Raw genomic sequence first — 25,356 nt, 5'->3', positions numbered from 1 at the left:
CCGTCCCGGCCCCGGCCGCCGCGCGAGGCCCGCCGGCGGGCCGGCCCGGGAGGCGGTCAACTTCCGGCCCCGACCTGCCGATGGGATGACGACGGACCGCGACCGGCGTGGTCCGCACCGGGCTCGCGGGGGGTGCAGGTCGTGGACGACGTGGTCGCCTCCGCCCTGGTGCACCTGGCCTCCGCCGCCGAGGCGCCCCTGCTCGTCGTCTCGGCCCACGACGGCGCGGCGCCGGCCGTGCGCTGGGCCAACGAGGCCACCGCCGCCCTGCTCCTGCGCGACGCGAGCCAGTTCCTCGGCACCGGCCTGGACCTGCTGCTGCCCCCCGGCGGCACCGGCTCCGGCGAGCGCCTCTCCCGCGAGCGCACCGCCCGCTGGCAGGTCGACGTCCCGCGCGCCGACGGCGCCGTCTGGACCGCCGACGTCGTCGCCTCCCCCACCCCCGGCCGCGCCCCGCACACCGACGAGCGCTGGTGGGCGCTGCGCCTGGAGAACGTCACCACCGGCACCGGCACCGGCCCGTGGCCGCGCCCGGTGGAGGACCGCTTCGCCGCCGTCGCCCAGCGCTCGCCCGTGCCCACCGTGGTCTCCGACGTCGGCGCGCGCCTCGCCTACGTCAACGACGCCTTCGCCCGGCTGCTGGACACCGCGGCGGAGGACCTGTGCGGCACCGCGTGGCTCGACCACGTCCTCGGCGAGGACGTGGACGCCCTCCTGGACTGCGTCTCCTCCGGTCTGGAGGGCCGCACCGCGCAGGTGGACGTGCGCCTGCGCCAGAGCAGCGGGCACGTCCGCTGGGTGCACGTCGCCCTCGCCCCCTCGAGCTCCCCCGGCCAGGGCGCGGGGTTCGTCGGCACGGTCGAGGACATCACCGAGCGCCTCGCGCAGGAGCACCGCCTCGCCTACCAGGCGCGCCACGACCTGCTCACGGGCCTGCCCAACCGCGCCGCGCTCACGGAGGAGCTCACCGCCGTCCTCGCCGCGACCCCCCGCAACCGGGCGCCGCAGGACCTCGCGGTCATGCTGCTGGACCTCGACGACTTCAAGATCGTCAACGACGGGCTCGGGCACGAGTCCGGCGACTGGCTGCTCACCGAGGTCGCCGCCCGGCTGTCCGGGGCGGTGCGCGGTGACGACCTCGTGGCACGCCTGGGCGGCGACGAGTTCGTCCTGCTCTGCCGCGGCCTCGACGGCGCCGCCGCCGCGGGGGTGGCCGCGCAGCGCGTCATCGACGCCGTCTCGGAGCCCGTGGACGTGCAGGGCCTGCGGATCCGCCCCTCCGCCAGCGTCGGCGTCGTCGTCCTGGACGCCTCCCACCTGACCGCCGAGCAGGTGCTGCGCGACGCCGACATCGCCATGTACGCGGCCAAGTCCGCCGGCAAGGACCGCTGGGCCGCCGCCGACGCGGACGCCGTGGCCGCCGCCCGCCGCTCCCTGCGCCTCGTCGCCGACCTGCGCCAGGCCCTGGCGCAGCGGACGCTGGAGGTCGTGTACCAGCCGGTCGTCTCCACCGGTCCCGAGCGCCGCATCGTCTCCCTGGAGGCGCTGTGCCGCTGGCGCCACCCGGAGTTCGGTGTCATCCCCCCCAGCGTGTTCGTGCCGCTCGCCGAGCAGAACAACCTCGTGCCGGCCCTGGACGACCACGTCCTGCAGGTGGCCTGCCGCGACCTGGCGGCCTGGCGCGCGGAGCTGGGCCCGTGGGCGCCGGCGACCGTCGCGGTGAACGTCTCCGCCGTCACCCTCGCCGTGCCCGGCCTGGTCCAGCGCGTGCGGGAGGCCGTGGACGCGGCCGGGCTGCAGGTCGGCGACCTGTGCCTGGAGATCACCGAGACGGCGGTGCTGACGGACACGGCCTCCTCCCGCGAGGCGCTGGAGGAGCTGCGCCGCGCCGGGGCGCTCGTCGCGGTGGACGACTTCGGCACCGGCTACTCCTCGCTGACGTACCTGCGCGAGCTGCCCGTGGACCACCTGAAGGTCGACCGCAGCTTCACCAGGGACCTGTGCTCCGACTCCGCCCGCAGCGCCCGCGCGGTGACCACCGCGGTGGTGGCGCTGGCCCGCGCGCTGGGTCTGGGCACGATCGCCGAGGGCGTGGAGACCGCCGAGCAGGCGGCCGTCGTGGCGGAGCTGGGCTGCGACGCGGCGCAGGGCTGGCTCTACTCCCGCCCGCTGGCCGCCCCGCAGGTGCGGGAGCTGCTGGTCGCCAGCCGCTCCGCCCCGCGTCCCGCCGCGCGCGGGGTCCTGCCGCGCCCGGCTGGGCCCGCGGGCGTCCCCGTGCCCACACTGGGAGGGGCGCCCCGCACCGCGGCCGGCGCCGCCCCGGCCGCGGTCGCCGGGTACAGCACGACCCTCGCCACGACGGCGGGGGCACGGACGACGGAGGGGATTCGCAGTGCAACTCACCGCTGAGGGCGCCGCGGCCGCCGCGGAGGTGCTGGGCCGGATCGCCGGCGCGCTGGACGACCTGCCGGCGCAGCGTCCCGTCGCCGCCCGCGTCATCGCCACGGCCGACGACTCCCGCAGCTCCGCCAAGACGCTGGGTGAGGTCGTCGCCTACGACCCGGCGCTGACCGCGAGGCTCATGCGCCTGGCGAACTCCGCCTACTTCGGCCTGCGCGGCCGCGTGGCCAGCACCACCTTCGCCGTGACCGTCGTCGGGTTCTCGACCGTGCGCAGCCTCGCCGTCGCCGCGATGGCCGGGCTGGACGAGGAGGACGCGCAGCTGCCCGAGCGGTTCTGGGAGCGCAGCCTGCTGTGCGCCGTGGCCGCCGGCGAGCTCGCCCCCCGGCTCGGGGTGCGCGCCCCGGACGCGTTCGCGCTCGGCCTGCTGGCCCGCCTCGGGCAGGCGCTGCTGTTCCGCTGCGACGACGGCTACGCCGACGTCGTGGCCGCGGCCCCGGACCGGGCGGACCTGCTCGTCGCGGAGACGCGCGCCTACGGCGTGACGCACGTGCGGCTGTCGGCGGAGGCGCTGGCGGCGTGGGGCTTCCCCGCCGACATGCCCGAGGGGCTGCTGCAGGTGGCCCGCGGCGGCGCCACCGTGCCGCTGGCCGCCGCCGTCAGCGCCGGCATCGAGCTCTCCGAGCGCATCGTGAACCCCGAGCACCGCCGGGCGCCGGTGGAGCGGCTCACCGCCGGGCGCTGGCGCGAGGCCGAGGTGGAGCACCTGTGCGGCGTGGTGCGCGCCCAGGCGGAGGAGCTCTCGCAGGTCCTCAGCTGAGGAACCCCCGCAGCAGCGCCGCGCTGCCCTCGACGTGCTCGACCATCTGCGCCCTGGCCCGTGCCGCGTCGCCGGCGAGCACGGCCGCCACGATGCGCCGGTGCTGCGCGTCGGAGTGCTGCAGGTTCACGGCGATCAGCGGGATGCGGTCGAGCAGCGCGTTGAGGCGGCTGCGCGCGTCCGCGACCGCCAGCACGAGCGAGGGGGAGCCGGTGGCCTCGGCGAGGGCCAGGTGCAGCCGGGAGTCGCAGCGGCGGTAGTCCCTCGCGTCCGCGCCGTCCGCCGCCGCGAGGTGGGCGCGCAGCTCGCGGCGCTGCTCCCGCTCCAGCGTCCGGCGCGCGGCGACCTCCACGGCGCCGACCTCCAGCACCCGGCGCAGGGCCAGCACGTCCTCCACCTCGCCGGCATCCGGCGGCGGTGGGCACCCGGGGTCCGCGGGGACCTCCGCGCGCACGAACGTGCCCCCGGTGCGTCCCCGGCGGACCTCGACCCAGCCGGCGGCGTGCAGCGTCGCGAGGGCCTCGCGCAGCGTCGCCCGGGACACGCCCAGGTACGCGGCCAGGGTGCGCTCGGCGGGCAGGCGGTGCCCCGGGGGGACGATCCCGAGCCGGATCGTCTGCAGGAGCCGCTCGACGGTCTCCTCGAAGGCGTTGCCCGTGCGCACCCCGCGCAGCACCAGGGGCACCGCCTCCGCCTCCGCCGCGGCGTCGCGGCTCACAAGGGCGTCACGTAGGCGCTGGAGATCCCGCCGTCGACGAGGAACGTCGAGGCGGTGACGAAGGACGCGTCGTCGCTGGCGAGGAAGGCCACCGCCGCCGCGAGCTCCTCCGGCTCGGCGAACCGCCCGACGGGCACGTGCACGAGGCGGCGCGCGGCGCGCTCGGGGTCGGCGGCGAACAGCTCCCGCAGCAGGGGGGTGTTCACGGGACCCGGGCACAGGGCGTTGACCCGGATGCCCTCGCGGGCGAACTGCACCCCGAGCTCCCGGCTGAGCGCCAGGACGCCGCCCTTGGAGGCGGTGTAGGAGATCTGCGAGGTGGCCGAGCCGAGCACCGCCACGAAGGAGGCCGTGTTGATGATGGAACCCCGGCCCTGCCGCCGCATGTGGGTCAGCGCCGCCCGGCAGCACAGGTACACGGAGGTGAGGTTCACCTCCTGCACCCGCCGCCACGCCTCCAGGCCGGTGGTGAGGATGGAGTCGTCCTCCGGCGGGGAGATCCCGGCGTTGTTGAAGGCGACGTCGACCGATCCGTAGGTCTGCGCGGCGGCGGCGAACAGCGCCTCGACCTGCTCCTCGTCGGTGACGTCGGTGCGCACGAACAGCCCGCCGACCTCCGCCGCGGCGGCGCCGCCCGCGGCGGTGTCGACGTCCGCGACGACGACGTGCGCGCCCTCCGACGCCAGCCGGCGCACCGTGGCCAGGCCGATGCCGCTGCCGCCGCCGGTGACGACGGCCACCCGCCCGGGCAGGCGGCGGGACGTCGGCGTCTGCGGTGCGCGCTCAGGGGTGCTCACGGGCGGGCCCTCCGGGGTCAGGTGGTGGAGAGGAACACGTTCTTGACGTCGGTGAAGGAGTCCAGCGCCCGCGGGCCGAGCTCGCGGCCGAGGCCGGACTCCTTCACCCCGCCGAAGGGGGTGCAGTAGCGCACGGAGGAGTGCGAGTTCACCGACAGGTTCCCCGCCTCCACGGCGCGCGCCACCCGCAGCGCCCGGCCGAGGTTCTGCGTCCAGATCGAGCCGGAGAGCCCGTAGCGGGAGGCGTTGGCGATGCGGACGGCGTCGGCCTCGTCCTCGAACGGGGTGACCGTGACGACGGGGCCGAAGACCTCCTCGGTGGCCACGCGCACGCGCGGGTCGGGGGCCAGCACGACGGTCGGCGGGAACCAGAAACCCGCACCGCCCGGGGCGGTACCGGAGAACGCCACCTGCGCGCTCCCGAGGGCGCCGGGGGAGAGGAACGAGGACACCCGCTCCCGCTGCGCGGCGGAGATCAGCGGGCCCATGCCGGAGGCCGGGTCGCGGGGGTCGCCCACCCGCACGGCCCGCACCGCGGGCTCCAGCAGCTCCAGGAACCTCTCGTGCACGCTGCGCTGCACCAGGATCCGCGAGCGCGCGCAGCAGTCCTGCCCGGCGTTGTCGAACACCCCCTCCGGCGCGGTGGCCGCCGCCCGCTCCAGGTCGGCGTCCGCGAAGACGATGTTGGCGCTCTTGCCGCCCAGCTCCAGGGTGACGCGCTTGACGTGGCGGGCCGCCCGCGCCATGACGGAGCGGCCCACGGCGGTGGAGCCGGTGAAGACGACCTTGCGCACGTCGGGGTGTTCCACCAGCCTCGCCCCGGCGACGTCCCCGCGGCCGGGCAGGACCTGCAGCACACCCTCCGGCAGGCCCGCGCGCAGCGCCAGCTCCGCCAGGCGCAGCGCCGTGAGCGGGGTCTGCTCCGCGGGTTTGACGACGACGGTGTTCCCGGCCGCCAGGGCCGGGGCGGCGCTCCACGCGGCGATGGGCATGGGGAAGTTCCACGGCACGATGACGCCGGTCACCCCGAGGGGTTCGTGGAACGTCACGTCGATGCCCCCGGCGACGGGGATCTGGTCGCCCAGGTGGCGCTCGGCGGCCCCGGCGAAGTAGTGCAGGACGTCGCGCACGTTGCCCGCCTCCCAGCGGGCGGCGGTGAGCAGGTGCCCGGCCTCGGCGACCTCCAGGCCGGCCAGGTGCTCCGTGTCGGCGTCCACCTCCTCGGCGAAGCGGCGCAGCAGCCGGGCCCGGTCGGCGGGCGCGACCTCGCGCCAGGTGCGGAACGCGGCGGCGGCGCGGGCCACGGCGGCGTCGACGGCCGCCACGTCCGCTGCGGGGACCGTGGTCAGCACGGCGGAGGTGCTGGGATCCAGCACCTCCAGCACGTCCCCGCCCGTGCCCGCGCCGCCCGCACCGCTCACCGCGCCGCCCGCACCGTCCGCGCCGCTCACCGCGCCACCGCCGCGCGCTCGCGGGCCGCGTCCACGACGGCGGTGAACAGCCTGCGGTCGGCGGCGTCCTGCTCCGGGTGCCACTGCACGCCCAGGCAGAAACCCCGCGCGGGGTCGGCGGCCTCGAAGGCCTCGACGGTCCCGTCCGCCGCGCGGGCCGCGACGCGCAGCCCGTCCGCGAGGCGGTCCACCGCCTGGTGGTGGTAGCAGTGCACCCGCGCCTGCGCCCCCAGCAGCCGGTGGACCCGCGTGCCCGGCTCGGTGCGCACCGCGGTCGTGGTGAACTCCCCGGGCGGCCCCTGGTGGGCCGCGCCGGTCAGGACGTCCGGCAGGTGCTGGTGCAGCGTCCCGCCGAGCGCGACGTTGAGGACCTGCGCCCCCCGGCAGATGCCCAGCACGGGCAGGCCGCTGCCCAGGGCGGCCCGCAGCAGCGCCACCTCCGTGCCGTCGCGCGCCGGTTGCGGGGTGCCGGTCGTGGGCAGCGGCCGCTGCCCGTACAGGGCCGGGTCGACGTCCGCGCCGCCGGTGAGGACGAGGGCGTCGAGGTCCGCCAGCTCCTGCGCCGACCAGGGCGGCGCGTGCGGGCCGCACGGCGGCAGCAGCACCGGGCGCCCGCCCGCCTCGGTGACCCCGTCGACGTAGACGGCGGGCAGCAGCGCCGAGAGGACGTGCCACACGCCGTGCGTGCTGGGTTCCAGGTACGTCGTCAGCCCGACGAGGGGCCGCCGCCCGGGGGGCGGCGCGCCGCAGCCCGGGCCGCCCGCGCCGGCGCCCGGTTCAGAGGCGCTCGAAGCCACGGGCGCGCTCCCAGTCGGTGACGGCCGCCTCGAACGCCTCGAGCTCCACGCGCGCCGCGCGGGTGTAGTGCTCCACCACGTCCCCGCCGAACGCCGCGCGGGCCACGGCGGAGGCCTCGAAGAGGTCCGCGGCCTCGCGCAGGGTGCCGGGGACGCGCGGTGCGTCGCCCAGGTAGGCGTTGCCGGGGGTGGCGTCCTCCAGCTCCAGGCCCTGCTCCACACCGTGCAGGCCGGCGGCCAGGAGCGCGGAGACGGCGAGGTAGGGGTTGGCGTCGCCGCCGGGCACGCGGTTCTCCAGGCGCAGGGACGCGCCGTGCCCGACGACGCGCAGCGCGCACGTGCGGTTGTCGTACCCCCAGGCGACGGCGGTCGGTGCGAACGAGCCGGCGGCGAAGCGCTTGTAGCTGTTGACGTTGGGCGCCAGCAGCAGCGTCAGCTCCCGCAGCGCGGCGAGCTGCCCGGCCAGGAAGGAGCGGAACACCGGGGTCATCCCCGTGCCGGTGCCGTCCGCGAACACCGGGGCTCCGGCGTCGTCGGTGAGGCTGAGGTGGATGTGGCAGGAGTTCCCCTCGCGGTGGTCCAGCTTCGCCATGAACGTCAGGGACATCCCCTCCTGCGCGGCGATCTCCTTGGCGCCCAGCTTGTAGACGGAGTGCTGGTCGCAGGTGGTGAGGGCGTCGGCGTAGCGGAACGCGATCTCCTGCTGGCCGAGGTTGCACTCGCCCTTGGCGGACTCGCAGTACAGCCCCGCGCCCTCCATCTCCTGGCGCAGGCGCCGCAGCAGCGGCTCCACGCGCCCGGTGCCGAGCAGGGAGTAGTCGACGTTGTAGCCGTTGGCGGGCCGCAGGTCCCGGTAGCCGCGGGCCTGTGCCTCCTCGTACGGCACGCGCAGCACCACGAACTCCAGCTCCGTGGCGACCAGCGGGTGCAGCCCGTGCGAGGCCAGGCGGTCCAGCTGCGCCCGCAGGACCTGCCGGGGGGAGGGGCGCACGGGTGTGCCGTCCGCCCACAGCACGTCGCACAGCACCATCACGGTCGCCGGGTGCCAGGGGATGCGCCGCAGGGTCGAGACGTCCGGGCGCAGCACGAAGTCGCCGTAGCCGCGGTCCCAGGACGTGATGGCGTACCCCGGCACCGGGGTCATCTCGACGTCGACGCCCAGCAGGTAGTTGCAGGCCTCGGTGCCGTGCCCGAGGACCTCCTCCAGGAAGTAGCGCCCCGTGAGCCGCTTGCCCTGCAGGCGCCCCTGCATGTCGGTCATCGCCACGAGCACCGTCTCGACCCTGCCGCCGGCGACGTCGTGGCGCAGGTCCTGCAGGCTGAGCGGTGCTCCCGCTTCCCCGTCGGTGGCGGTGTGCTCCACGGGCCCTCCCTGGACGTGCCGCGCCCCGGACGTGCCGCGCCGGCTGCGGGGGGCCGGCGCCCGAATGGTCCGTCCACGGACCATTCACCGGATCGAAGCCGGTGCCGCTACCGGCTGTCAAGACCGTTGACGCACCGGTGCGGCCCGCACATACTCGGCGGTCACCCGGACCGGGGGAACACCCCGGCCCGCCCGGGCACCGTCCCCGCCCCGGAGGCGCGCATGGCCGAGCAGCGCAGTCCCGTCCCGACCCGACAGGGCCCCCGCAGGAACCCGGCGGTGGGCTACGACAGGGTCTCCGCCGACTACCTCGAGCACCGGCAGCTGCGCCGGGGTGCCGCGGGGTGGCTCCTGCTGGCCGGCCTCGGCGTCGCCTACGTCATCTCCGGGGACTTCTCCGGCTGGAACTTCGGGCTGGCCGAGGGCGGCTGGGGCGGTCTGCTCATCGCCTTCGTCCTCATGGGCGTCATGTACACGTGCATGGTGTTCGGGCTGGCGGAGATGTCCTCGGCGATGCCCGTCGCCGGCGCCGGGTACGGTTTCGCCCGCAGGGCGCTGGGGCCGCTCGGCGGCTACGCCACGGGCGTGGCGATCCTCATCGAGTACGCCATCGCGCCCGCCGCGATCGCCACGTTCATCGCGGGCTACGTCGAGGCGCTGGAGCTGTTCTCCCTGCCGAGCCCCTGGCCCGTCTACCTCGTCTGCTACGCCCTGTTCGTCGGCATCCACCTGTGGGGTGTCGGGGAGGCCATGAAGGTCATCTTCGGCATCACCGCGCTCGCCGTCGTCGCGCTCGTGGTGTGGATGGCCGGGATGGTCCAGCACTTCGAGGTGTCGAACCTGTTCGACATCGCGCCCACGGACGCGGCGGGGGCCTCGGAGTTCCTGCCGATGGGGTACGCCGGGGCCGTGGGCGCGTTCGTCTACGGCATCTGGTTCTTCCTCGCGATCGAGGGGGTCCCGCTGGCGGCGGAGGAGAGCCGGGACCCCCGCCGGGACATGCCGCGGGGGATCATCGCGGCGATGCTCGCCCTGCTGGTGTTCGGTGCCGGGGTGCTCCTGCTCGCCCCGGGCGCGGCGGGCTCGGCGGCGATGCAGGCCTCGGCCAACCCGCTGCCGGAAGCGGCCCGCATCGCCGCCGGCGGGGACAGCCTGCTGGCGGACTTCGTGAACTGGGTGGGGCTGGCCGGTCTGGTCGCGAGCTTCTTCTCCATCGTCTACGCGTACTCCCGCCAGCTGTTCGCCCTCTCCCGCGCCGGGTACCTGCCGCGCTGGATGTCCGTCACGGGGCGGCGCAAGACGCCCTACCTCGCCCTGCTGGTCCCCGCGGCCATCGGGTTCCTCCTCGCCGCCTGGACGCAGGACGGCGCCCTGCTCATCAACATCGCCGTCTTCGGCGCGACGGTTTCCTACGTCCTGATGAACCTCTCCCACATCGTCCTGCGCCGCCGGGAGCCGGACCTGGAGCGCCCCTACCGCACCCCCGGAGGCGTCGTGACGACCGGGATCGCGCTCGTGCTGTCCGCGGTGGCGGTGGTCGCGACGTTCTTCGTGGACCAGAAGGCCGCCGGCATCACCGCCGCGGTGTTCGCGGCGTTCCTGGCGTACTTCTGGTTCCACTCCCGCCACCACCTCGTCGCCTCCGCCCCCGAGGAGGAGTTCGCGGCGGTGCAGGCCGCGGAGGCCACCCTGAAGTGAGCACCGCGCAGGTCCGGCGCCTGCCGCGGCGGCCGTTCACGCGGTCGCGCCGGACGCCCCGCCCGACGGTTCCGGCACGGGCGCCCAGCGGGCCAGCAGCGGCAGCGTCCGCGCGGTGGTGGAGTGGGGTTCGACGGTGTAGACGACCAGGCGCTGCTCGGGGTCGTGCGGCCCGACGAGTGATTCGATGCCGAAGCTGAGGGGTCCCGCCAGCGGGTGGGTGATGTGCTTGGTGACCGAGGTGCGGAAGGTCACCCCGTGGTCGTCCCACCAGCGCGCGACGTCGGGATCCCGCCGGCGCAGGTCCGCGACGAGCTCCGCGAGCCGCCGGTCGTCGGGGTGGCGGCCCACCTCGTAGCGCATCGCCCCCACCGCCGCGGCGGCGAAGTCGGCCCAGTTCACGATCCGCAGCCGCGCGTCGGGGTCGAGGAACAACCAGCGCGTGAACGACGAGCCCGGCTCCAGCGCGGTCCCGAGCACGGCGGTGAGCAGGGCGTTGCGCGCCAGGACCTCGGAGCGGCGCCCCAGCAGCAGCACCGGCACGTGGTCCAGCACGCCCATCAGGCGCAGCATCCCCGGGTCGGGCCGCTGGGGGGCCTCCGGTGCGCTGCGGCGCCGGCGCGAGAGCGGGGCGGCGAGGTCGCGCAGGTGGGCGCGCTCGACGTCGTCGAGCTGCAGCGCCCGCGACAGCGCCTGCAGGACGTCCTCGGTGAGGGTGTGCTGCCGGCCCTGTTCCAGCCGGCTGTAGTGGTCCGGGCTCAGCCCGGCGAGGACGGCGAGTTCCTCCTTGCGCAGCCCCGGCACCCGCCGCGGACCGGGGAAGGGGGCGATGCCGGCCTGGGCGGGGGTCAACCGGTCGCGGCGCGAACGAAGGAAGGCACCCAGGGCTGAGCGGTCGGGCGGCACCTGTCCAGCCTAGGAGCCGGCCGGGGCGCCGGCCTGGTCACGCCGTGACCAGGCAGCACCCGCCCTGGCGGGCCGGTCGCGCCGTGCGTTGGCTGTTCCCCGTGACCACCTCCCACGAGCTCCGCACCGTCCTGATCACCGGCTCCACCAGCGGCATCGGTGCCGCCACCGCCCGCACCCTCGCAGCGCAGGGATGGCGTCTCGTCGTCACCGGCCGGGACCGGGACCGTGGTGCGGCCGTCGTCGCCGCCGTCGAGGCCGACGGCGGGCAGGCCGTGTTCGTCCCCTCGGACCTCAGCGCCGCTCCCGAGGTGCTGCGGGCCTTCGCCCGTGCCGCCACCGCAGCCGCCGGCGGGCGGATCGACGCGGTGGTCCACAACGCCGCCGTGTGCCCGCCCGTCGACACCGTCTCCCTGACCGACGCCGACCTGGAGTCCACCCTGACGGTGAACGTCCGCGCCCCCCACGTCCTCACCGCCGCCCTGGCCCCGGCGATGGCCGAGCGCGGCCACGGCGCGATCGTCGTCATCGGATCCTGGATGGCGCACGTGGGGCACGCCTTCGTCGGCCTGTACTCCGCGACCAAGGCCGCCGAGATCCAGCTCGCGCGCAGCTGGGCCGCGGAGTTCGGCCCCCGCGGTGTCCGCGTCAACACCGTCTCGCCCGGGGCCACCCGCACCCCGGTCAACGCCTCCGACGGCGACGTCGTCGCGCGCATGACCACCGGGACCCCCGCGGGACGCCCGGGAGTTCCCGAGGAGATCGCCGACGCGGTCGCGTGGGTCCTGTCGGACCGGGCCGGCTACGTCCACGGCGCCGAGATCCCCGTCGACGGCGGCATCACCGCCACCCGCGCGGTGTGACGGGCCGTAGGGGCCCGGGAGGGGCCGGCCCCAGGGCCTGTCTCGTGGATCATGATGGGCGCCGGATCGTCCGCTTCTGCCGAAGAGCGAGTGGTTCTGGTGCATCGGCTGACCGCTTGCCATCCGCGGCGAGGGCGGAAGTCCGTGACCGCCCGTTCGCCCCCGCCGACGTTGATCGACGACGCAGCACGCTCTCAGCGACCGCGGGTCCTCAGGCACTCGTGGCCTGCCACGTGAGCTGGAGAGCGGCCGTCGCGGCCTGGGCGGTGGCCGGGGTGTCCGGGTCCATGGTGAGCGTGACCCGGTACGAGCGCGCGGCTCCCGCGGCCCACGTGCCGGCCGGGGAGGCGGGGCCGGTGGCGGCCGTCGTGGGGAACACCGAGAGCAGGTCCGAGGTCGCGCCGGGGTGAGTGGTGGTGTTCCACACCACGGTGGCTCCGCCGAAGCCCGCGCAGCCGAACGCACCGGCAGTGCCCTCTTCCACGCTCACGTGCATCTTGTCGAGGATGCCCACCCCGCCGCTGCCGTTCACCCCGGAGACCGCGCTGGCGTACAGGCGCACGGTGACGGGGACGGTACCGGTGTGGGTGACGCGCACGCAGTTGACGACGCTGCCCCCGGGCTTGAGCCGCCCGGCGGCCACCTGCCCGCTCCCGGCCGTGCCCGTGGTGAACAGCGCCGAGCCGTTGTCGTCGTCGGACAAGATCACCGTGCCGGTGGAAAAGGTGTTGGACGGGCTCACCGAGGAGCCGGCGAAGCTCGCGCCGGCCTTGCCAAAGGAGAGCGGCGCCAGGCCGACCGCTGCGGTCGCTCCCAGCACGAGCGCCCAGCGGAGCAGGCGGTGCCGGTCGCCACCGGGGTGCGCACGGGCGCGCGGGAGCGCGGACGGCGTCCGCCTAATGGACGAGCAGGCTCGTCCGCGCATCTGGTCCTCCTCGCATGATGTCGCGAGGCCTCCTTCTGCAGCCCTTCACGCCTCCCATGGTCTTCGGCTCCCGGGGGTGCCGACTTGAGCGATCGGGCCAGGGCTCGTGCGGCCGGGGACCGGACTTCAGCCACCGTCGTCCGCTGCCGATGACGTAGCGGGCTGGCGTGTCATGGCCGGCGCACCAGCCACACCTCGGGAGGGAGGACCTGACCGTGCACGGTCGCGACCGGCGCAGGTGGTCCGCGCCCGCCGCGGTCCTCGCACTGTTCACTGCGGTGCTGGCTCTGCCCCCGGCGTGGGCGGCGTGGACCGCCACGACCGTCAACCCCACCTCCTCCCTCGCCGCAGCAGCGGACTTCCGCGCCGGCCGTCTCTACGGGTGGGGGGACAACCTGGAGGCGAACCTCGGGCTGGGGAACAACGTCGGTCCGCAGCTGAGCGTGGTGACGGTCGGGTCCGCCACCGACTGGTTCGACGTCTCCACGGGCAACAACCACTACAGCGGCACCTGGAACAGCAACTCCGGGCACAGCTGCGGGCTGCGCGGCACCGGCACCCTGTGGTGCTGGGGGGAGAACGCCTACGGCCAGCTCGGCACGGGGAACACGACCGACCAGACCACTCCCGTTCAGATCGGCACGGCCACGGACTGGACGGACGTCGAAGCAGGTGACCTCCTGACCTGCGGGCTGCGCACCGGCGGCACGCTGTGGTGCTGGGGGTACAACAACTTCGGTGGGATCGGACAGGGGGACTCGGGGAACACGCACCGGCTCTCCCCCACCCAGGTGAGCGCTGGCACAGGCATGACGTGGCGCTCGGTGGGGATGGGCTCCGTCGGCGCGTGCGCGATCCGCAGCGATGGGACCTTGTGGTGCTGGGGGTACAACGGCACCGGCCAGGCCGGCAACGGCAACACCAGCACCACTGTCGTCGCCTCCCCCTCCAAGGTCGGCACGGCGACGACCTGGAGGCAGGTCACCGGCGGCTGGTACCACCACTGCGCGACCCAGACCGACGGCACCCTGTGGTGCTGGGGCGAGGCCGATGACGGCCGCCTCGGCCTCGGCTCCGGCGTCACCACCGACCAGAGTGTGCCCGTGCAGGTCGCCCTCCTGCCCACCGGCGCGAGCGCCGGCACGACATGGAGCAGCGTCGCCGCCGGCAGCTCCCACACCTGCGCGACCCGCAGCGACCGCACCCTGTGGTGCTGGGGCAACGGCGGGAACGGCCGCCTCGGCTCGGGCAGCACCACCTCGCGCAGCACCCCCGGACAGGTCGGAACCGCGACCACCTGGAACTCGGTGACGCCGGGCTGGTCGCACACCTGCGGCACCCAGCGCGACCGCACCGTGTGGTGCTGGGGCGGCGGCGCCGACGGCTCCCTCGGCAGCGGTGGGACCACGGACGCGACTACCCCCACCAAGGTCTCCGGCATCACCGGGCCCGTCACCACCGGCTCCGGCTCCAGCACCGTCTTCGTCATCGAGTAGCGGCACACCAGCGGGGCCGAGTCCCGGGCGAGCCCACCACCGGGTGGGTCGAGTCGCCCACCGCGACCCGGATCGGGTCAGGAGCCTGATCCGCCTGTTGACCCGAGGACTTGCTGCACGATCCGGAGACACCGGTGCTGGCTCGCCCAGCACTCGAACGCTCATGACGCGGTCAGTGCGCGATCACGGGCGGCTGGCGGACGCGCGACTTTGCCGATGTGCGAGCCTTCCACCGTGGAGCAGCGCCGCTGACACCGCACGTCCGCTGTTGCCGTAGGTGGGTGCAAGTAGCCTTCCGCGGTGCAGGGGCGGTGCCAGGTGGTGGAGAAGTTCCGCCTTCGGTGCAGCCACCACAGCCGGTCGAGCCAGAAGATGGCGCAGGCGAGAGCCCATCGCGGCCGCCGGGACCGATCGGAAGCGAGGGAATGCATGCCCAGGACTTGCTCATCCGGGGACGTCTTCGGAGTACCGCTGCCCGGCGGGGGGTACGCCGTCGGACTGATCGCTCGCGTCTCCCGCCAGCACAGGGGCATCCTGCTCGGCTTCTTCTTCGGGCCGCGAAGGTCCGAACTGCCCGCAGTGGACGGATTCCTGCCGGGTAGCCCGGACGACGCCGTCCTGGTCTGCATGTTCGGTGGTCGCCTGATCCGGCAGGGCACCTGGCCCAAGCTGGGGCGTCTCGAAGGCTGGGAGCCGCACCAGTGGGAAGTAACCCGGTTCCTTCGCCAGCCCAGCATGGGGCCGTCCTGGATCGTGACCTACGACGCGGAGGATCCGTCGGTGCGGCTGGCCAGTGTGGTCGCCGATCCCGACGACATCGACGCCAGCATGCCGTCCGAGGACTTGGTGGGGTGGGGGCAGCTTCCTCGCATGCTGGATGAGCGCCTACCTCTAACTCGGTAGAACCATGTGACTAGCGATCGGTGGCCACCGAGAAGGGCTCAGGACACCGCCGAGGGGATCGCGGAAGCCGCTGCAGCGACCCTTAGCTTGCTCGTCAAGATCATCCGGCGCCACTAGCGATAGGCCCTACGAGCCGAAGGCGCCATGCGCTTCCACGCCCAACGTCCGCACATGCCGCCCTCAGGGCGCGCTGGCCGCTAGAGCCGGTCCAAAGCAGCCAACCGCTGCAGTACACCGACCAGGTGCGCCAGGTCGTGCCAGACGGTCACCTCTGGATCGGCTCCGTCCTCATCGGGCCGGCCCGCCGCCAGTTCCCGGATGGTGTCGAGGTCATCGACCAGGCTGGCCAGAGTGCATGCTTCCCCGTCTGGAGTGACTCCGGGGCGGTAGACGCTCTCCTTGGGCAGGACGTAGTAGAGGTCCGCATCCAGGTCGATCACCTCGCCATGGCGGCGCTGCACCTCATCCAGCACCCGATCAAGTGCCGTGCGCAAAACGCTCATCGACACGCTGGTCGTCTCAGTCACCGCCTGAGGATGCCAGCCCACCGGGCCCCTCGGCATCGAGCCCAACGCGCGCATCTGCCGCCGGTCGCGCGCGATCATGGGCGGCTGACGACGCTCGACCCTGCCGATGTCCGGGTGGCTGCCCGGACGGGCCTCTTAGGCTGTCGTGGTGCCCGCGGTGATCGAGGTCCTGACCGACATCGACGCTGATCCCACCGTGGTCTTCGACCTGGAGCTCGACGTCGACGTACACGCTGCGTCTCTGGCCGGCAGCGGCGAGAGCGCCACCACCAGCAGCGACCGGCGCCGGTTGCGCCTCGGCGACGAGGTGACTTTCTCCGCCCGCCACTTCGGCCTGCCCTGGCGCATGACCAGCCGCATCACCACCTACGACCGGCCGCACCGCTTCGTCGACGAGCAGACCCGCGGCCCCTTCCGGAGCCTGCACCACGAGCACGTCTTCGAGGCTCTGACCGGCGGCGGCACCCGGATGAGGGACCGGATGACCATCACCGCACCCGCCGGCCCGCTCGGCGCGGCGGTCGCACGACTCGTGCTGGCTCCCTACCTGCGCCGCCTGCTGCGGCGACGCGCAACGCACATCAAGCACACCGCTGAATGCACCAGCGAGCCGAAGTAGCCGAGCGAATCGCACTCTGCTGCCGCACTGAGGGCGCGGTCCGGGAGCATCGTGCGGTGGAGTCTCTACGCCGTGCCCGTGCCCGCGTGCTGCTCGGTGAGCTGGACGTGGAGGTCATGCCCGCCTGGGCGGTGGAAGCCCTGCAGGCCGGGCTCGACTCCCCAGCGCTGCTGGAGCTGGCCGGTATGGGCCCCGGTGAGCTGACCTACGTGCCCGCGGTGGTCACCGCGGCGCTGCAGGAGCTGGGGGCGCCGAACCTGACGGAGCAGCAGGCGCGCTGGGAGCTGGCCTACGCCTGGGCCGAGGCCATGCTCACCGGTGAGCTGACGCCCTCCGAGGCGGCACGCAACATCTGGCAGGACGCTTGGCACCCGCTGGAGTGTCCAGAGCAGCTCAGCGTCTTCGCTGGCGAGGCGAGCGAGTGGGAGGACCACCCCGAGCACCGCAGCACGTACGAGCACCGGATGCTCCAGGACGCGCGCGACCTCCTCCGCCAGCCCATGCCTGGACACTGCGACGAGCTATAGCTCCCGCCGCCAGAGACGCACTCATCTGCCGCCCTGCGGGCGCGGTTGGGCTTGCCTGGGCGTGGTCGTCATGCCGGTGCGGCTGTGATGAAGGCTTCGATGGCGTCGAGGTCACGTGGCTGCAGGCCGAGGCTGGGCTTGGGGCGAATCAGCAGCGCACGGCCGGTGCCGGTCAGCTCGTCCCGCACCGGTCCATCGGTAGGGACCTCGTCGTCATCGGTCCAGATCAGTCGGTGTCCCTCGGCCAGGACCTGCCGTGCGGCGGCCAGCTTGGCGGCAGCGGCGTCCTCACCCAGCAGCCGGTCAGGCCAGGCCCGGGGTAGCACCGGCAGCTCGAACATCTGCTCTAGCTGACCGGCATCAGCGCACCAGGTCGTGCACCAGCGGATGTCTACCCGGCCACCGGCGTGCAGCGCCCGGATGCGCTGTAGCAGGGCCGGCGCCCAGCGGATGCGGTACTCGAAGCCACCGGAGTAGGCGTTGCGGATGCGCGGTGGTGCGCTCCAGCCGGGACGGGAGGCGTTGAGCACCCCGTCGACGTCCAACAGCCACACCGTCCGCTGCTCCGCCACCTGCTCCACCAGCCCCCTTGCTGCTCATCGTCTTACCAGCTGTCGTCTCGGTGACCAGCCTGCGCCATCGCCTGCTGCGACTACAGGCGGCCCGCCTGCCGAGGCATGATCGAACATCCGCAATTGCCGCGTTGTGCGCGCTCCTGCGCGACGTCGCTCCTCGATGCACCCGCCCACACCACCGGGTCACAGCACAGCGATGCTCACGATCACCAGAGCCGCCGCCACCGCGAGGAGCACCATGCTCACCACTCGCACCACACGGCTCCGCTCCCCCCGAGGCAGCACCAGCTGCGCCCCCAACAAGAGGAGCACGCAGCTCGACACCACCTCACCCGCGCTGCTCGCCTTCAGGAGCGCCACGACCGCGAGGAACATGATCACGATGCCGACGCAGGCCCCGAAGCCGAAGCGCTCCTGCTGGGCTGGGGATGCCTTCTGGGCCTGCTCAGTGCTCATCCCTAGATGCTTGCAGACCTCGACGGCGGTGACGACGACCTTCCGCAGATGCCGCACTGCGGGCGCGGCCATGGGGGCTGCAGATGCGTCCAGCGCTTCCCCAACCGGCACCGGCTCCCCGGCTCAGCGGTACTCCAGTGGGATGCGCCGGGCCTGGTCGCTGGTGAAGGACCATCCAGCAGGTCGATCCTGCGACGACCAGAACGGGCAGCCCCGCGCGAACCAGTCGGCCCGGTAATGGCGCACACGCTCCAGGTCGTAGTCGTCGAGCCCGGTCTCCGCCCCGCAGCAGTCACAGATGGTGTACAGCGGCACCTGCTGCTCGCGCCCCAAGTCGCCCAGGTCCCAGCCGCACACGCGACAGGCGTCCGTCTCCTCGTCGTCGGCGGACCCTTCGGCGCCTGAAGGCGCCACAGCGAAGGGGGCTGGCGGCTCAGGCGCGGCCATGACGAGGGCCTGCCCGGCCGCGATGAGCTCCATCTCCACCGTCGGCCGGACCTCGCCGCGCCTGCTGCTCCACCACACCTGACCAGTCTGGACGCCTAGCGAAGCGAAGCAGCCCACGTCGACCACAGCGCATCGAACGCACGCTCATGCCGCTCTCAGTGCGCGATCAAACCAGCACCCGACTGCCCGACCATGCCGATGGTCGCGCGTTGGTGGGCTCGCCTGGGGCCGCTACGGTGCTCGACGTGAGCCAGCTCCCGGGTTAGGTCCAGACGCGCTGCGGCGCTTCTGCTGACCTGTCCGCATCGATGACCCTGCCGTCACTGAGGTGACGTCGGGTCATCAGCGTTGCCTTGGAGTCTGCATGTCCCGCCCTGTCCGGGTGGTGGGCTACCGCGCTGTCGTGACCCTGCCTGGGGTGCTGCGCGTGTTCACTGCCGCCACCGTTGCCCGTTTCTCCTACGCCCTGATCTACCTAGCGCTGCTGTCATGCGTGCAGCACGCCACCAGCTCCTATGCCGTCGCCGGCGCGGCCGTCGGCGCCTACGGCACGGCCAGCCTGGCCATGCCCCTCAAAGCCCGTCTCATCGACTTCTGCGGGCCGCGGCGGATCCTGCCGCTGCTGTCGGTGGGGCTGGGCTGCTCTCTGGCCGCTGTAGCCCTGACAGCCTTCAGTGGCAGCTCTTCGGCAGCCGCCTACATCGCCTACTCAGCACTGGTCGGACTGCTCGCCCCACCGGTGGGGCCGACGATGCGGGCGCTGTGGGCGGTGCTGACGCCGGATGCGGTGACCCGCCAACGCGCCTACAGCCTCGACGAGGTCGTCGAAGGCGTCCTCTACGCCATCGGCCCGCTCCTGGTCGCGGCCGTGGCGACACATGTGCACGCGGGCGTGGTGTTGCTGATGGCCGCCGGGCTCAACCTCATCGGAACCCAGGCCATGGTCCGAGCCCCGGCCTTGAAACGAGCGGCCTCCGCAGCGGTCGAGACGCCGACAGGCCGCGACGCCGGGCGGCGACGGCCACAGGTGCCGTGGTCGGTGCTGCCGCGATCGGTGGGGCGGTGGCTGCTGGGACCTGTGCAGCGGCCCCGCTTCGCCGTGCTGCTGCTGGTGGCCGTTGCCGTCTCCGTGGGCATCGGCCCCATCGAGGTGGCGGTGGTCGCCCGCGTCTCCGAGATGGGGCACCCCCTGGCAGTGGCAGGTCCGATGCTGGCGGCCCTGGCGATCGCCACGGCCGTCGGCGGGCTGGCGTGGGGCCACCTCGCCCACCGCCTTGCGCCGGTACCCCGGTCGCGGCAGTTGGCGGCGCTGGTGGCTCTGGCTGCCGGGGGTGCGGCTCTGGCGGGGTGGGCGCCGTCCCTGCCACTGCTCGGACTGGCGCTGGTCCTCGTCGGCGTGGCCAGCGCACCGATCTTCGTCATCGCCTACCTGAGCGCCGATGACCTCAGCACCGACAACGACCGCACCGAGGCCACGACCTGGATCAACACCGCCACCAACATCGGAGGATCCCTCGGCGCCGCCGGAGCGGGCCTGCTCATCGACACCATCAACGCCCGCACAGCCATGCACGTCATCGCTGCCATCACCGCATTGGCAGCCCTGAGCGCACTCAGCGCCCGAGCTGCCCTGGACAGCCCAACACCCCCGACCCGAACGAGCGAGTCATCGCCGAAGACCTGAGTTCGAGGAAGCCCGAGGAACATCCGACTTTGCCGCGCTGCGGGCGCGATGATGACGCGGTGGGCTGCATCGCCCATCGCTGGTCGCGCGCTCTTGGTGCTTCATGCTTCCGTCGTGGAGGACAGCGAGGTGATCCCTGAGCAGGTGTGGATTGAGATCTTCGACTACGGCACCGAGCAGGTCGTGTGGACGCACTACCCCGGCCCCGGGCGGAGAAGCCGCAGGATCGCCGCCGTGGACCTGAGCGCCCTAGGCGTCTCCGTACAGCTGCAGGAACGGCTGGACGCTTGGCAGGGCGAGTGGGAGTCCTGGCTCAACTACGGCCCTGCCGGTCCAGGCGAGGAGGTGGTGTGGCGCTGGGAGCAGGAGCGCCGGCAGCTGGCGTACGAGCTGCAGAACGAACTGGGCAGCTACATCGACGTCCTGGAGCCAGACCGCGATGGAGTCCGCCGCCCACTACGTGACATCCGCGGCGCCTAGATCCACTGGCATCGCACCAGCACGATCACCCGCCCGCTCATGCCGCGCTCAGTGCGCGATCATGACGGTCGGCGAACGTCCTGATCTGCCGATGGTCGAGCACCATCGAGGAGGCGCGGCGCAGTCGACGGGTAGTCCTGAAGGTCCCTGTCCCGACCTCCGACGTGCCCGGCAGGTGGCCGTGGAGCCACACTTCGTGATCACCTGACGCGGCCGGCAGCGCCTCGGCCGGAGTGCTGGCCGGCCTTTCACCGGGTGGGCGCTCATCGCCGGCTACGGGGATCGACACGATCCGAGCGCTGTGACCTGGATCGGTAGGTGGCGCGCCTGGTGCAGCGGCATGTGGCCGGCTCAGGCGCCTCGGTGGGCAGGCACGGAGATGCGTGGCCCGTGGCCGCAAGCACCTCCATGAGCGGGAAGGTCGACAGGCGGCGCCGGAGACGCGCTTGCCGGTGGGATGTGTCGACTCCGGTGGATGTGCGGACCGGCAGGTGCAGTCCTCCCCCTGCCGGTGACTGCCGGCGGCCCGAGGCTGGCCCGTCCTCGACGGGCGCCGTCCTGGCTGTCAGCGCCTGCCGTCCACCGTTGCCGACCAACGGCCCTGCTTCAGGTGGCGATCGAAGAAGCGGTTCGCGTCGTCCCCTTCGAACGCCGGCACGCCGGTGTGCCCTCCCGTGTTGGCGTGCAGGGTCTTCTCCTCGGACCCGAAGGCGTCGAACAGGTCCAGAGCCACCTGCCGGTCGTTCCACTCGTCGTCCCACTGCAGCAGGACCTGCAGCGGCACGGTCACCTGCCGGGCCTCGCCGAAGGTGCTGCGGGGCACGAAGCTCCCGGCGAACAGGAGGGCGGCCCTGATGCGCTGGTCGACGACCGCCAGCCGGACGGCGACGGCGATGACCCCTCCCGCGAACCCGACCGGACCGCCGATCTCGGGCAGCGACAGGAGGGAGTCGAGCACGGCCCGCCACTCCGGGACCGCCTGCTCGACCAGGGGGAGGACGAGCCGGTCGACGATGTCGTCGTCCACCGGCTCGCCGGCCTTCAGCGCTCGGCGCAGGTCGGCGCGGGCCTGCTCCGCGGCGGCGAGCCGCGGCCGGTCACCGCTTCCGGGGAGCTCGATGGTGGCCGCGGCGTAGCCGGCGCCCGCGGCGTGCCGGCCCCGGACGAACAGTCTGGGGTACATCACGTCCAGACCGCCGGGGTGGCCGAGCAGGATCAGCGGGACCGGTGTGGATGCCGCTGCCGACCCGGGTGTCCACAAGATGCCGGGGATCTCGCCGAGCGTGAACCGGCGTTCCAGGACGCCGTCGTCGAAGCGCTGCTGAGCGGTGATCTGCATGGTCGTGCCTTTCGGGGAGGACCTGAACGGCGCTCCCGGACGACCTACCGTCCGACCATGACTCCAGGGAGGAGCACCCACGTCGATGCGTTCACGGGTACCACCTCCTCGTTCTCCGGCACGGCCCGCCGGACGCTAGCAGGGTCACCGTCGTCCCCCAACAGGATTTCGCGGACGCGACCTCCACGGAGGCAGCGCCCTCACCACCGGGAGCGGCCCACATCGGTACCCGCAGCAGGTGCCGCGGATCCAGGCAGCACCTCCGCAGACGCACTCTCATGCCGCCGTGCGAGCGCGATCATGGACGGCCGGGGGACGCCCGCCCTCGCCTGATCGAAGGCGTTGGGGCGACTAGCTCAGCGGTCGGGTCTTGCATCGACTGCCTGCTGGGCAGGCGTCCGTGACCTTCACCTCCGTGATCTTCGACTGGCGCGGCACGCTGGTCACCACGCTCTCCTGGCAGGGGTGGGCCGAGGAGGCTCTGCGCCGAGCTGGCCGGGAGGACTTCACCGCCCACGTCGACAAGGTGCTGCAGGCCCTGCGTGCGGTGGACCCCGGGGAAGCCCGGCTCGACGCGCCCGGTGTCGACTGCGACGCCGACCTGCACCGCGAGACCTACTTCGGGGTCTTCGCCGACGCCGGCTTCGACAGGGAGTTGTCCGAGGCCCTGTACGCGGTGGAGTCCGACCACCGGCACAACCGCTTCGCCAGCGACGCCGTCGAGACACTGCAGCAGCTCAGGAGCGCTGGCGTGCGGGTGGCCGTGCTCAGCGACGTGCACTTCGACATCCGCCCCGCCTTTGCTGGGGCGGGCATGGAGGGCCTGGTGGACACCTTCGTCCTGTCCTTCGAGCAGGGCGTCCAGAAGCCCGATCCGGTCATGTTCGCGGCCGCGTTGGAAGGCCTGGGCGCCGCTGCGGAGGACGCACTGATGGTCGGGGACCGCTCACGACCGGACGGAGCCGCAGTCGAGTGCGGCATCACGACCCTGCTCCTGCCACCACTGCGCGGAGTGGACGACCGCCGCCTCCACCGGGTGCTCAAGCTCTGCCGTCGCAGCTGAGAACATCCGCACCTGCCGCAGGTAGAGCGCGATCAGAACGGTCGCCGGGCGTCCTCGTCTGTCGATGTGCGGGTGGTTGACCGTGTGCGCTGCGCTGTGGGCAGTGTCTGGGCGTGGGTGCGGTGTTGATCCGGGCGTGCAGGTGCATATCGTGCCAGCCGTCGGCGTGCAGGCCCCGCTGCGCCGCGGTGCCCTCGATCAGGTAGCCGGCCTTCGCCGCGACCCGGCAGGAGGCCGTATTGCGCGTGGAGTGGTCCAGTTGCGCGCGGTGCACACCGAGGCTGAAAGCCCACTCGGTGACCGCCGCCAGTGCCGCGGGAGCGACCCCCCTGCCGCGTGCTGTCGGGAGCACCCAGTAGGACAGCTCCACACACGCCTCGTGCAGATCGATGCGACGCAGGCTCACCTGCCCCACCACCTGGGCGTCGACCTCCAGGGCCCAGCCGGCACCGCTTTCCTGCACCCAGCGCTCGGGCCACCGCGTGACCCACGCCCGCGCCTCGTCCTCGCTCATGGTTCGGGCGTGCCACCGCTGGATGCCCGGATCGCTGTAGGCGGCGACCACCGCAGCGACATCGGTGGGGACGTCAGCAGCGGCCCACGGGCGCAGCACGACAGCTCCGGCGTCGAGCACCGGCTGACTCAGTCGGGCGAAGGTGCCGACGGGCAGGGCGGGTGAGGTGGTGATCGGCACGGTGCAGATCCTGCCCGGTCCCGCAGCGACTGAACGTCCGCACATGCCGCAGGTGGCGCGCGATCATGACCGCCGGGCCTCCGCCTCTGTCGATGTGCGGGAGCTCGTCGGTTGCTTCGTCGACCGTCCGCCGTCCCGTGTCCGTACTCACCAGGGGTGGTGAATCCGGGGTGTGGACGGGGTGGGCCCACGACGCCGACGTGGCGCCATCCGGAATATCCCCCGGGGGCGCACCCGTTGGATCCCATACCCCCCCGGGGTACGTTCAACGTCGACTGAGCAGAGGATCACCATGCCGAGCACACTCCCCGATCGGGCCGGAGCCACGGACGCGCGTCTGGGGTCGGCCCTGCTGGTGGTGGCCACCGCCCAGCTGATGACCGTGCTCGACGACACCGTCGCCAACGTCGCGCTGCCGAGCATCCAGGCCGACCTGGACGTGTCCGCCACGGCGCTGCCCTGGGTGATCAACGCCTACCTGCTCGCCTTCGGCGGCCTGCTGCTGCTCGGTGGCCGCCTCGGCGACCTGGCCGGACGCCGGCGGGTGCTGCGCATCGGACTGGTGGTCTTCACCGCCGCCTCGCTGGCCGGTGGTCTCGCCCTCAGCAGCGAGTTGCTGATCGCCGCCCGCGCCGTGCAAGGCGTCGGCGCCGCCCTGGTGGCCCCCAACGTCCTGGCCCTGATCGCCACCAACTTCTCCGCCGGCGCCGCACGCAACAAGGCCATGGGCGCCTACGGGGCCATGTCGGCTCTCGGCATCGTCGGCGGGGTGCTGCTGGGTGGGCTGCTGACCGGCGCGCTCGGCTGGCGCTGGGTGCTGCTGATCAACCTGCCCATCGGCCTGGCCGTCCTGGCCGGCACCAAGGTCTTGCACGAGGGGGAGCGCGGCACCGGCCGCCTGGACACCCTCGGCGCCGTGACCGCCACCGGTGGCTTCACGGCCTTGGCCTACGGCTTCACCCGCGCTGGTGAGCACGGCTGGGGTGAGGCCTTCACGCTGGCCGCCTTCGCGGTCGCGCTGGTGCTGCTGGCGCTCTTCGTGCTGGTGCAGGCGCGCAACCGCACCCCGCTGCTGCCGCTGCACCTGCTGGCTGATCGCAACCGTGCCGTCGCCTACCTGTCGGTGCTGGTCATCGGTGCCGGGCTGATGGGCACCTTCTACCTGGCGGTGCTGTTTCTGCAGCAGGTCCTGCACTTCGGCCCGCTGCGTGCGGGCGTGGCCGCGCTGCCCTTCGGGCTCGGCATCGTCGTGGCCTCGGCGGTGGCCTCCCAGCTCGTGGGCAAGGTTCCCGTGCGCGCAGTGGCCGTCCCCGGCCTGCTGCTGGCCGCTGCAGGCTCGTTCTGGCTCGCGCAGCTCCGCGCCGACTCCGGCTACCTCACCGACGTGATGGTCCCCCTCTTCCTGGCCACCTTCGGCCTGGGTCTGGCGTTCATGCCGATGACCCTGCTCGTCGTGCACGAGGTCGACCACCGCGAGAGCGGCAGCGCCTCGGCGCTGATGAACACCGCCCAGCAGATCGGCGCAGCCCTGGGCCTGGCGCTGTTGACGACCGCCTCCACCACCGCCGCGCACACCCGCCTGCCAGGTGCCGGCCAAGCCCTGCAGCGGGCGCTGAGCACCGACGACACCGGCCTGCTGGCGCGAGCCGAGCAGGCGCTCAGCCACGGCTACACCAGCGCCTACCTCGCCGCCGCTGTCGTGCTGGCCATCGCCGCCGTCATGGTCGCGCTCACCATCACCGCCGGCCGCCAGCAGCCCAGCACACCCACCCCGCCCGGCGCCTGACGTCAGCACCACCCGCACGCAC

25 protein-coding genes are annotated in these 25,356 nt (G+C 73.4%); 12 read left to right on the top strand and 13 right to left on the bottom strand.

Annotated elements, in window-relative coordinates; translation table 11 throughout:
* Positions 1-141 precede the first annotated feature (141 nt).
* Together ACYQBY_RS03435 and ACYQBY_RS03430 are read left to right on the top strand one after the other, a co-directional pair.
* Positions 142-2,409, top strand: a complete 2,268-nt coding sequence (locus ACYQBY_RS03435) for a putative bifunctional diguanylate cyclase/phosphodiesterase (protein WP_459642382.1) — start codon at positions 142-144, stop codon at positions 2,407-2,409.
* Positions 2,393-3,220, top strand: coding sequence for an HDOD domain-containing protein (locus ACYQBY_RS03430; protein WP_459642381.1), 828 nt, complete (start codon positions 2,393-2,395; stop codon positions 3,218-3,220). The genes ACYQBY_RS03435 and ACYQBY_RS03430 overlap by 17 nt, the downstream gene beginning before the upstream one ends.
* Here ACYQBY_RS03430 and ACYQBY_RS03425 read toward each other — a convergent pair.
* From ACYQBY_RS03425 to ACYQBY_RS03405, 5 genes are all read right to left on the bottom strand, one after another.
* On the bottom strand, positions 3,213-3,938 hold the full coding sequence (locus ACYQBY_RS03425; RefSeq protein WP_459642380.1) for a FadR/GntR family transcriptional regulator: 726 nt from the start codon (positions 3,936-3,938) through the stop codon (positions 3,213-3,215). The genes ACYQBY_RS03430 and ACYQBY_RS03425 overlap by 8 nt on opposite strands.
* A complete protein-coding gene (locus ACYQBY_RS03420) occupies positions 3,935-4,735 on the bottom strand; it encodes a 3-oxoacyl-ACP reductase (RefSeq protein WP_459642379.1) in 801 nt (266 codons plus the stop codon). The genes ACYQBY_RS03425 and ACYQBY_RS03420 overlap by 4 nt, the downstream gene beginning before the upstream one ends.
* Before the next feature lie 17 nt (positions 4,736-4,752).
* Entirely contained in the window at positions 4,753-6,117 is a 1,365-nt protein-coding gene (locus ACYQBY_RS03415) for an aldehyde dehydrogenase family protein (RefSeq protein ID WP_459642465.1), read from the bottom strand.
* Between the two features lie 65 nt (positions 6,118-6,182).
* Positions 6,183-6,983, bottom strand: coding sequence for a gamma-glutamyl-gamma-aminobutyrate hydrolase family protein (locus ACYQBY_RS03410; protein WP_459642378.1), 801 nt, complete (start codon positions 6,981-6,983; stop codon positions 6,183-6,185).
* On the bottom strand, positions 6,964-8,346 hold the full coding sequence (locus ACYQBY_RS03405; protein WP_459642377.1) for a glutamine synthetase family protein: 1,383 nt from the start codon (positions 8,344-8,346) through the stop codon (positions 6,964-6,966). Before ACYQBY_RS03405 ends, ACYQBY_RS03410 begins: the two co-directional genes overlap by 20 nt.
* A gap of 222 nt (positions 8,347-8,568) precedes the next feature.
* Here ACYQBY_RS03405 and eat point away from each other — a divergent pair, with 222 nt between their 5' ends.
* Positions 8,569-10,044: an ethanolamine permease gene (gene eat / locus ACYQBY_RS03400; RefSeq protein WP_459642376.1), complete on the top strand. Its 1,476-nt coding sequence runs from the start codon at positions 8,569-8,571 to the stop codon at positions 10,042-10,044.
* Positions 10,045-10,080: 36 nt separating this feature from the next.
* On the opposite strand, the gene ACYQBY_RS03395 is transcribed toward eat, so the two are convergent.
* Entirely contained in the window at positions 10,081-10,950 is an 870-nt protein-coding gene (locus ACYQBY_RS03395) for a helix-turn-helix transcriptional regulator (protein ID WP_459642375.1), read from the bottom strand.
* A gap of 101 nt (positions 10,951-11,051) precedes the next feature.
* On the opposite strand from ACYQBY_RS03395, the gene ACYQBY_RS03390 reads away from it, so the two are divergent.
* Complete coding sequence (locus ACYQBY_RS03390; RefSeq protein ID WP_459642374.1) at positions 11,052-11,813, top strand: SDR family NAD(P)-dependent oxidoreductase; 762 nt, start codon at positions 11,052-11,054, stop codon at positions 11,811-11,813.
* Between the two features lie 211 nt (positions 11,814-12,024).
* Here the strand turns inward: ACYQBY_RS03390 and ACYQBY_RS03385 are convergent, their stop codons facing one another.
* Positions 12,025-12,633, bottom strand: coding sequence for a hypothetical protein (locus tag ACYQBY_RS03385; RefSeq protein WP_459642373.1), 609 nt, complete (start codon positions 12,631-12,633; stop codon positions 12,025-12,027).
* A gap of 320 nt (positions 12,634-12,953) precedes the next feature.
* On the opposite strand from ACYQBY_RS03385, the gene ACYQBY_RS03380 reads away from it, so the two are divergent.
* Positions 12,954-14,234 carry an RCC1 domain-containing protein gene (locus ACYQBY_RS03380; RefSeq protein WP_459642372.1) on the top strand — a complete coding sequence of 427 codons (1,281 nt, stop codon included), beginning with the start codon at positions 12,954-12,956 and terminating at the stop codon, positions 14,232-14,234.
* 372 nt (positions 14,235-14,606) lie between these two features.
* A complete protein-coding gene (locus ACYQBY_RS03375) occupies positions 14,607-15,137 on the top strand; it encodes an Imm26 family immunity protein (RefSeq protein ID WP_459642464.1) in 531 nt (176 codons plus the stop codon).
* A 197-nt stretch (positions 15,138-15,334) separates the two neighbouring features.
* Here the strand turns inward: ACYQBY_RS03375 and ACYQBY_RS03370 are convergent, their stop codons facing one another.
* Positions 15,335-15,664, bottom strand: a complete 330-nt coding sequence (locus tag ACYQBY_RS03370; RefSeq protein WP_459642371.1) for a hypothetical protein — start codon at positions 15,662-15,664, stop codon at positions 15,335-15,337.
* Between the two features lie 148 nt (positions 15,665-15,812).
* On the opposite strand from ACYQBY_RS03370, the gene ACYQBY_RS03365 reads away from it, so the two are divergent.
* The gene (locus ACYQBY_RS03365) at positions 15,813-16,283 is read left to right on the top strand and encodes an SRPBCC family protein (RefSeq protein WP_459642370.1); all 471 of its coding nucleotides are present in this window, start codon (positions 15,813-15,815) and stop codon (positions 16,281-16,283) included.
* Between the two features lie 56 nt (positions 16,284-16,339).
* On the top strand, positions 16,340-16,810 hold the full coding sequence (locus tag ACYQBY_RS03360; RefSeq protein ID WP_459642369.1) for a hypothetical protein: 471 nt from the start codon (positions 16,340-16,342) through the stop codon (positions 16,808-16,810).
* A gap of 68 nt (positions 16,811-16,878) precedes the next feature.
* On the opposite strand, the gene ACYQBY_RS03355 is transcribed toward ACYQBY_RS03360, so the two are convergent.
* From ACYQBY_RS03355 to ACYQBY_RS03345, 3 genes are all read right to left on the bottom strand, one after another.
* Positions 16,879-17,391 carry an HAD domain-containing protein gene (locus tag ACYQBY_RS03355; protein WP_459642368.1) on the bottom strand — a complete coding sequence of 171 codons (513 nt, stop codon included), beginning with the start codon at positions 17,389-17,391 and terminating at the stop codon, positions 16,879-16,881.
* Between the two features lie 177 nt (positions 17,392-17,568).
* On the bottom strand, positions 17,569-17,913 hold the full coding sequence (locus ACYQBY_RS03350) for a hypothetical protein (RefSeq protein ID WP_459642367.1): 345 nt from the start codon (positions 17,911-17,913) through the stop codon (positions 17,569-17,571).
* 51 nt (positions 17,914-17,964) lie between these two features.
* Positions 17,965-18,327, bottom strand: coding sequence for a hypothetical protein (locus ACYQBY_RS03345; RefSeq protein ID WP_459642366.1), 363 nt, complete (start codon positions 18,325-18,327; stop codon positions 17,965-17,967).
* 379 nt (positions 18,328-18,706) lie between these two features.
* Here ACYQBY_RS03345 and ACYQBY_RS03340 point away from each other — a divergent pair, with 379 nt between their 5' ends.
* Positions 18,707-19,972 (top strand): MFS transporter, encoded by a 1,266-nt coding sequence (locus ACYQBY_RS03340; RefSeq protein ID WP_459642365.1) that lies wholly within the window; start codon positions 18,707-18,709, stop codon positions 19,970-19,972.
* A gap of 96 nt (positions 19,973-20,068) precedes the next feature.
* The gene (locus tag ACYQBY_RS03335) at positions 20,069-20,452 is read left to right on the top strand and encodes a hypothetical protein (protein WP_459642364.1); all 384 of its coding nucleotides are present in this window, start codon (positions 20,069-20,071) and stop codon (positions 20,450-20,452) included.
* A 565-nt stretch (positions 20,453-21,017) separates the two neighbouring features.
* Here the strand turns inward: ACYQBY_RS03335 and ACYQBY_RS03330 are convergent.
* The gene (locus ACYQBY_RS03330) at positions 21,018-21,791 is read right to left on the bottom strand and encodes a dienelactone hydrolase family protein (protein ID WP_459642363.1); all 774 of its coding nucleotides are present in this window, start codon (positions 21,789-21,791) and stop codon (positions 21,018-21,020) included.
* A gap of 400 nt (positions 21,792-22,191) precedes the next feature.
* Here ACYQBY_RS03330 and ACYQBY_RS03325 point away from each other — a divergent pair, with 400 nt between their 5' ends.
* Positions 22,192-22,854 (top strand): HAD family hydrolase, encoded by a 663-nt coding sequence (locus ACYQBY_RS03325; protein WP_459642362.1) that lies wholly within the window; start codon positions 22,192-22,194, stop codon positions 22,852-22,854.
* On the opposite strand, the gene ACYQBY_RS03320 is transcribed toward ACYQBY_RS03325, so the two are convergent.
* Positions 22,832-23,548 (bottom strand): GNAT family N-acetyltransferase, encoded by a 717-nt coding sequence (locus ACYQBY_RS03320; RefSeq protein WP_459642361.1) that lies wholly within the window; start codon positions 23,546-23,548, stop codon positions 22,832-22,834. The two genes, ACYQBY_RS03325 and ACYQBY_RS03320, sit on opposite strands and share 23 nt — an antisense overlap.
* 292 nt (positions 23,549-23,840) lie before the next feature.
* On the opposite strand from ACYQBY_RS03320, the gene ACYQBY_RS03315 reads away from it, so the two are divergent.
* The gene (locus ACYQBY_RS03315) at positions 23,841-25,334 is read left to right on the top strand and encodes a DHA2 family efflux MFS transporter permease subunit (RefSeq protein ID WP_459642360.1); all 1,494 of its coding nucleotides are present in this window, start codon (positions 23,841-23,843) and stop codon (positions 25,332-25,334) included.
* The last annotated feature ends 22 nt before the right edge of the window (positions 25,335-25,356 follow it).

The sequence above is a fragment of the Kineococcus anabasis genome, assembly GCF_054590795.1.
The sequence above is the reverse complement of the archived record's forward strand: the minus strand, read 5'-3'. Positions and strand labels throughout refer to the sequence as shown.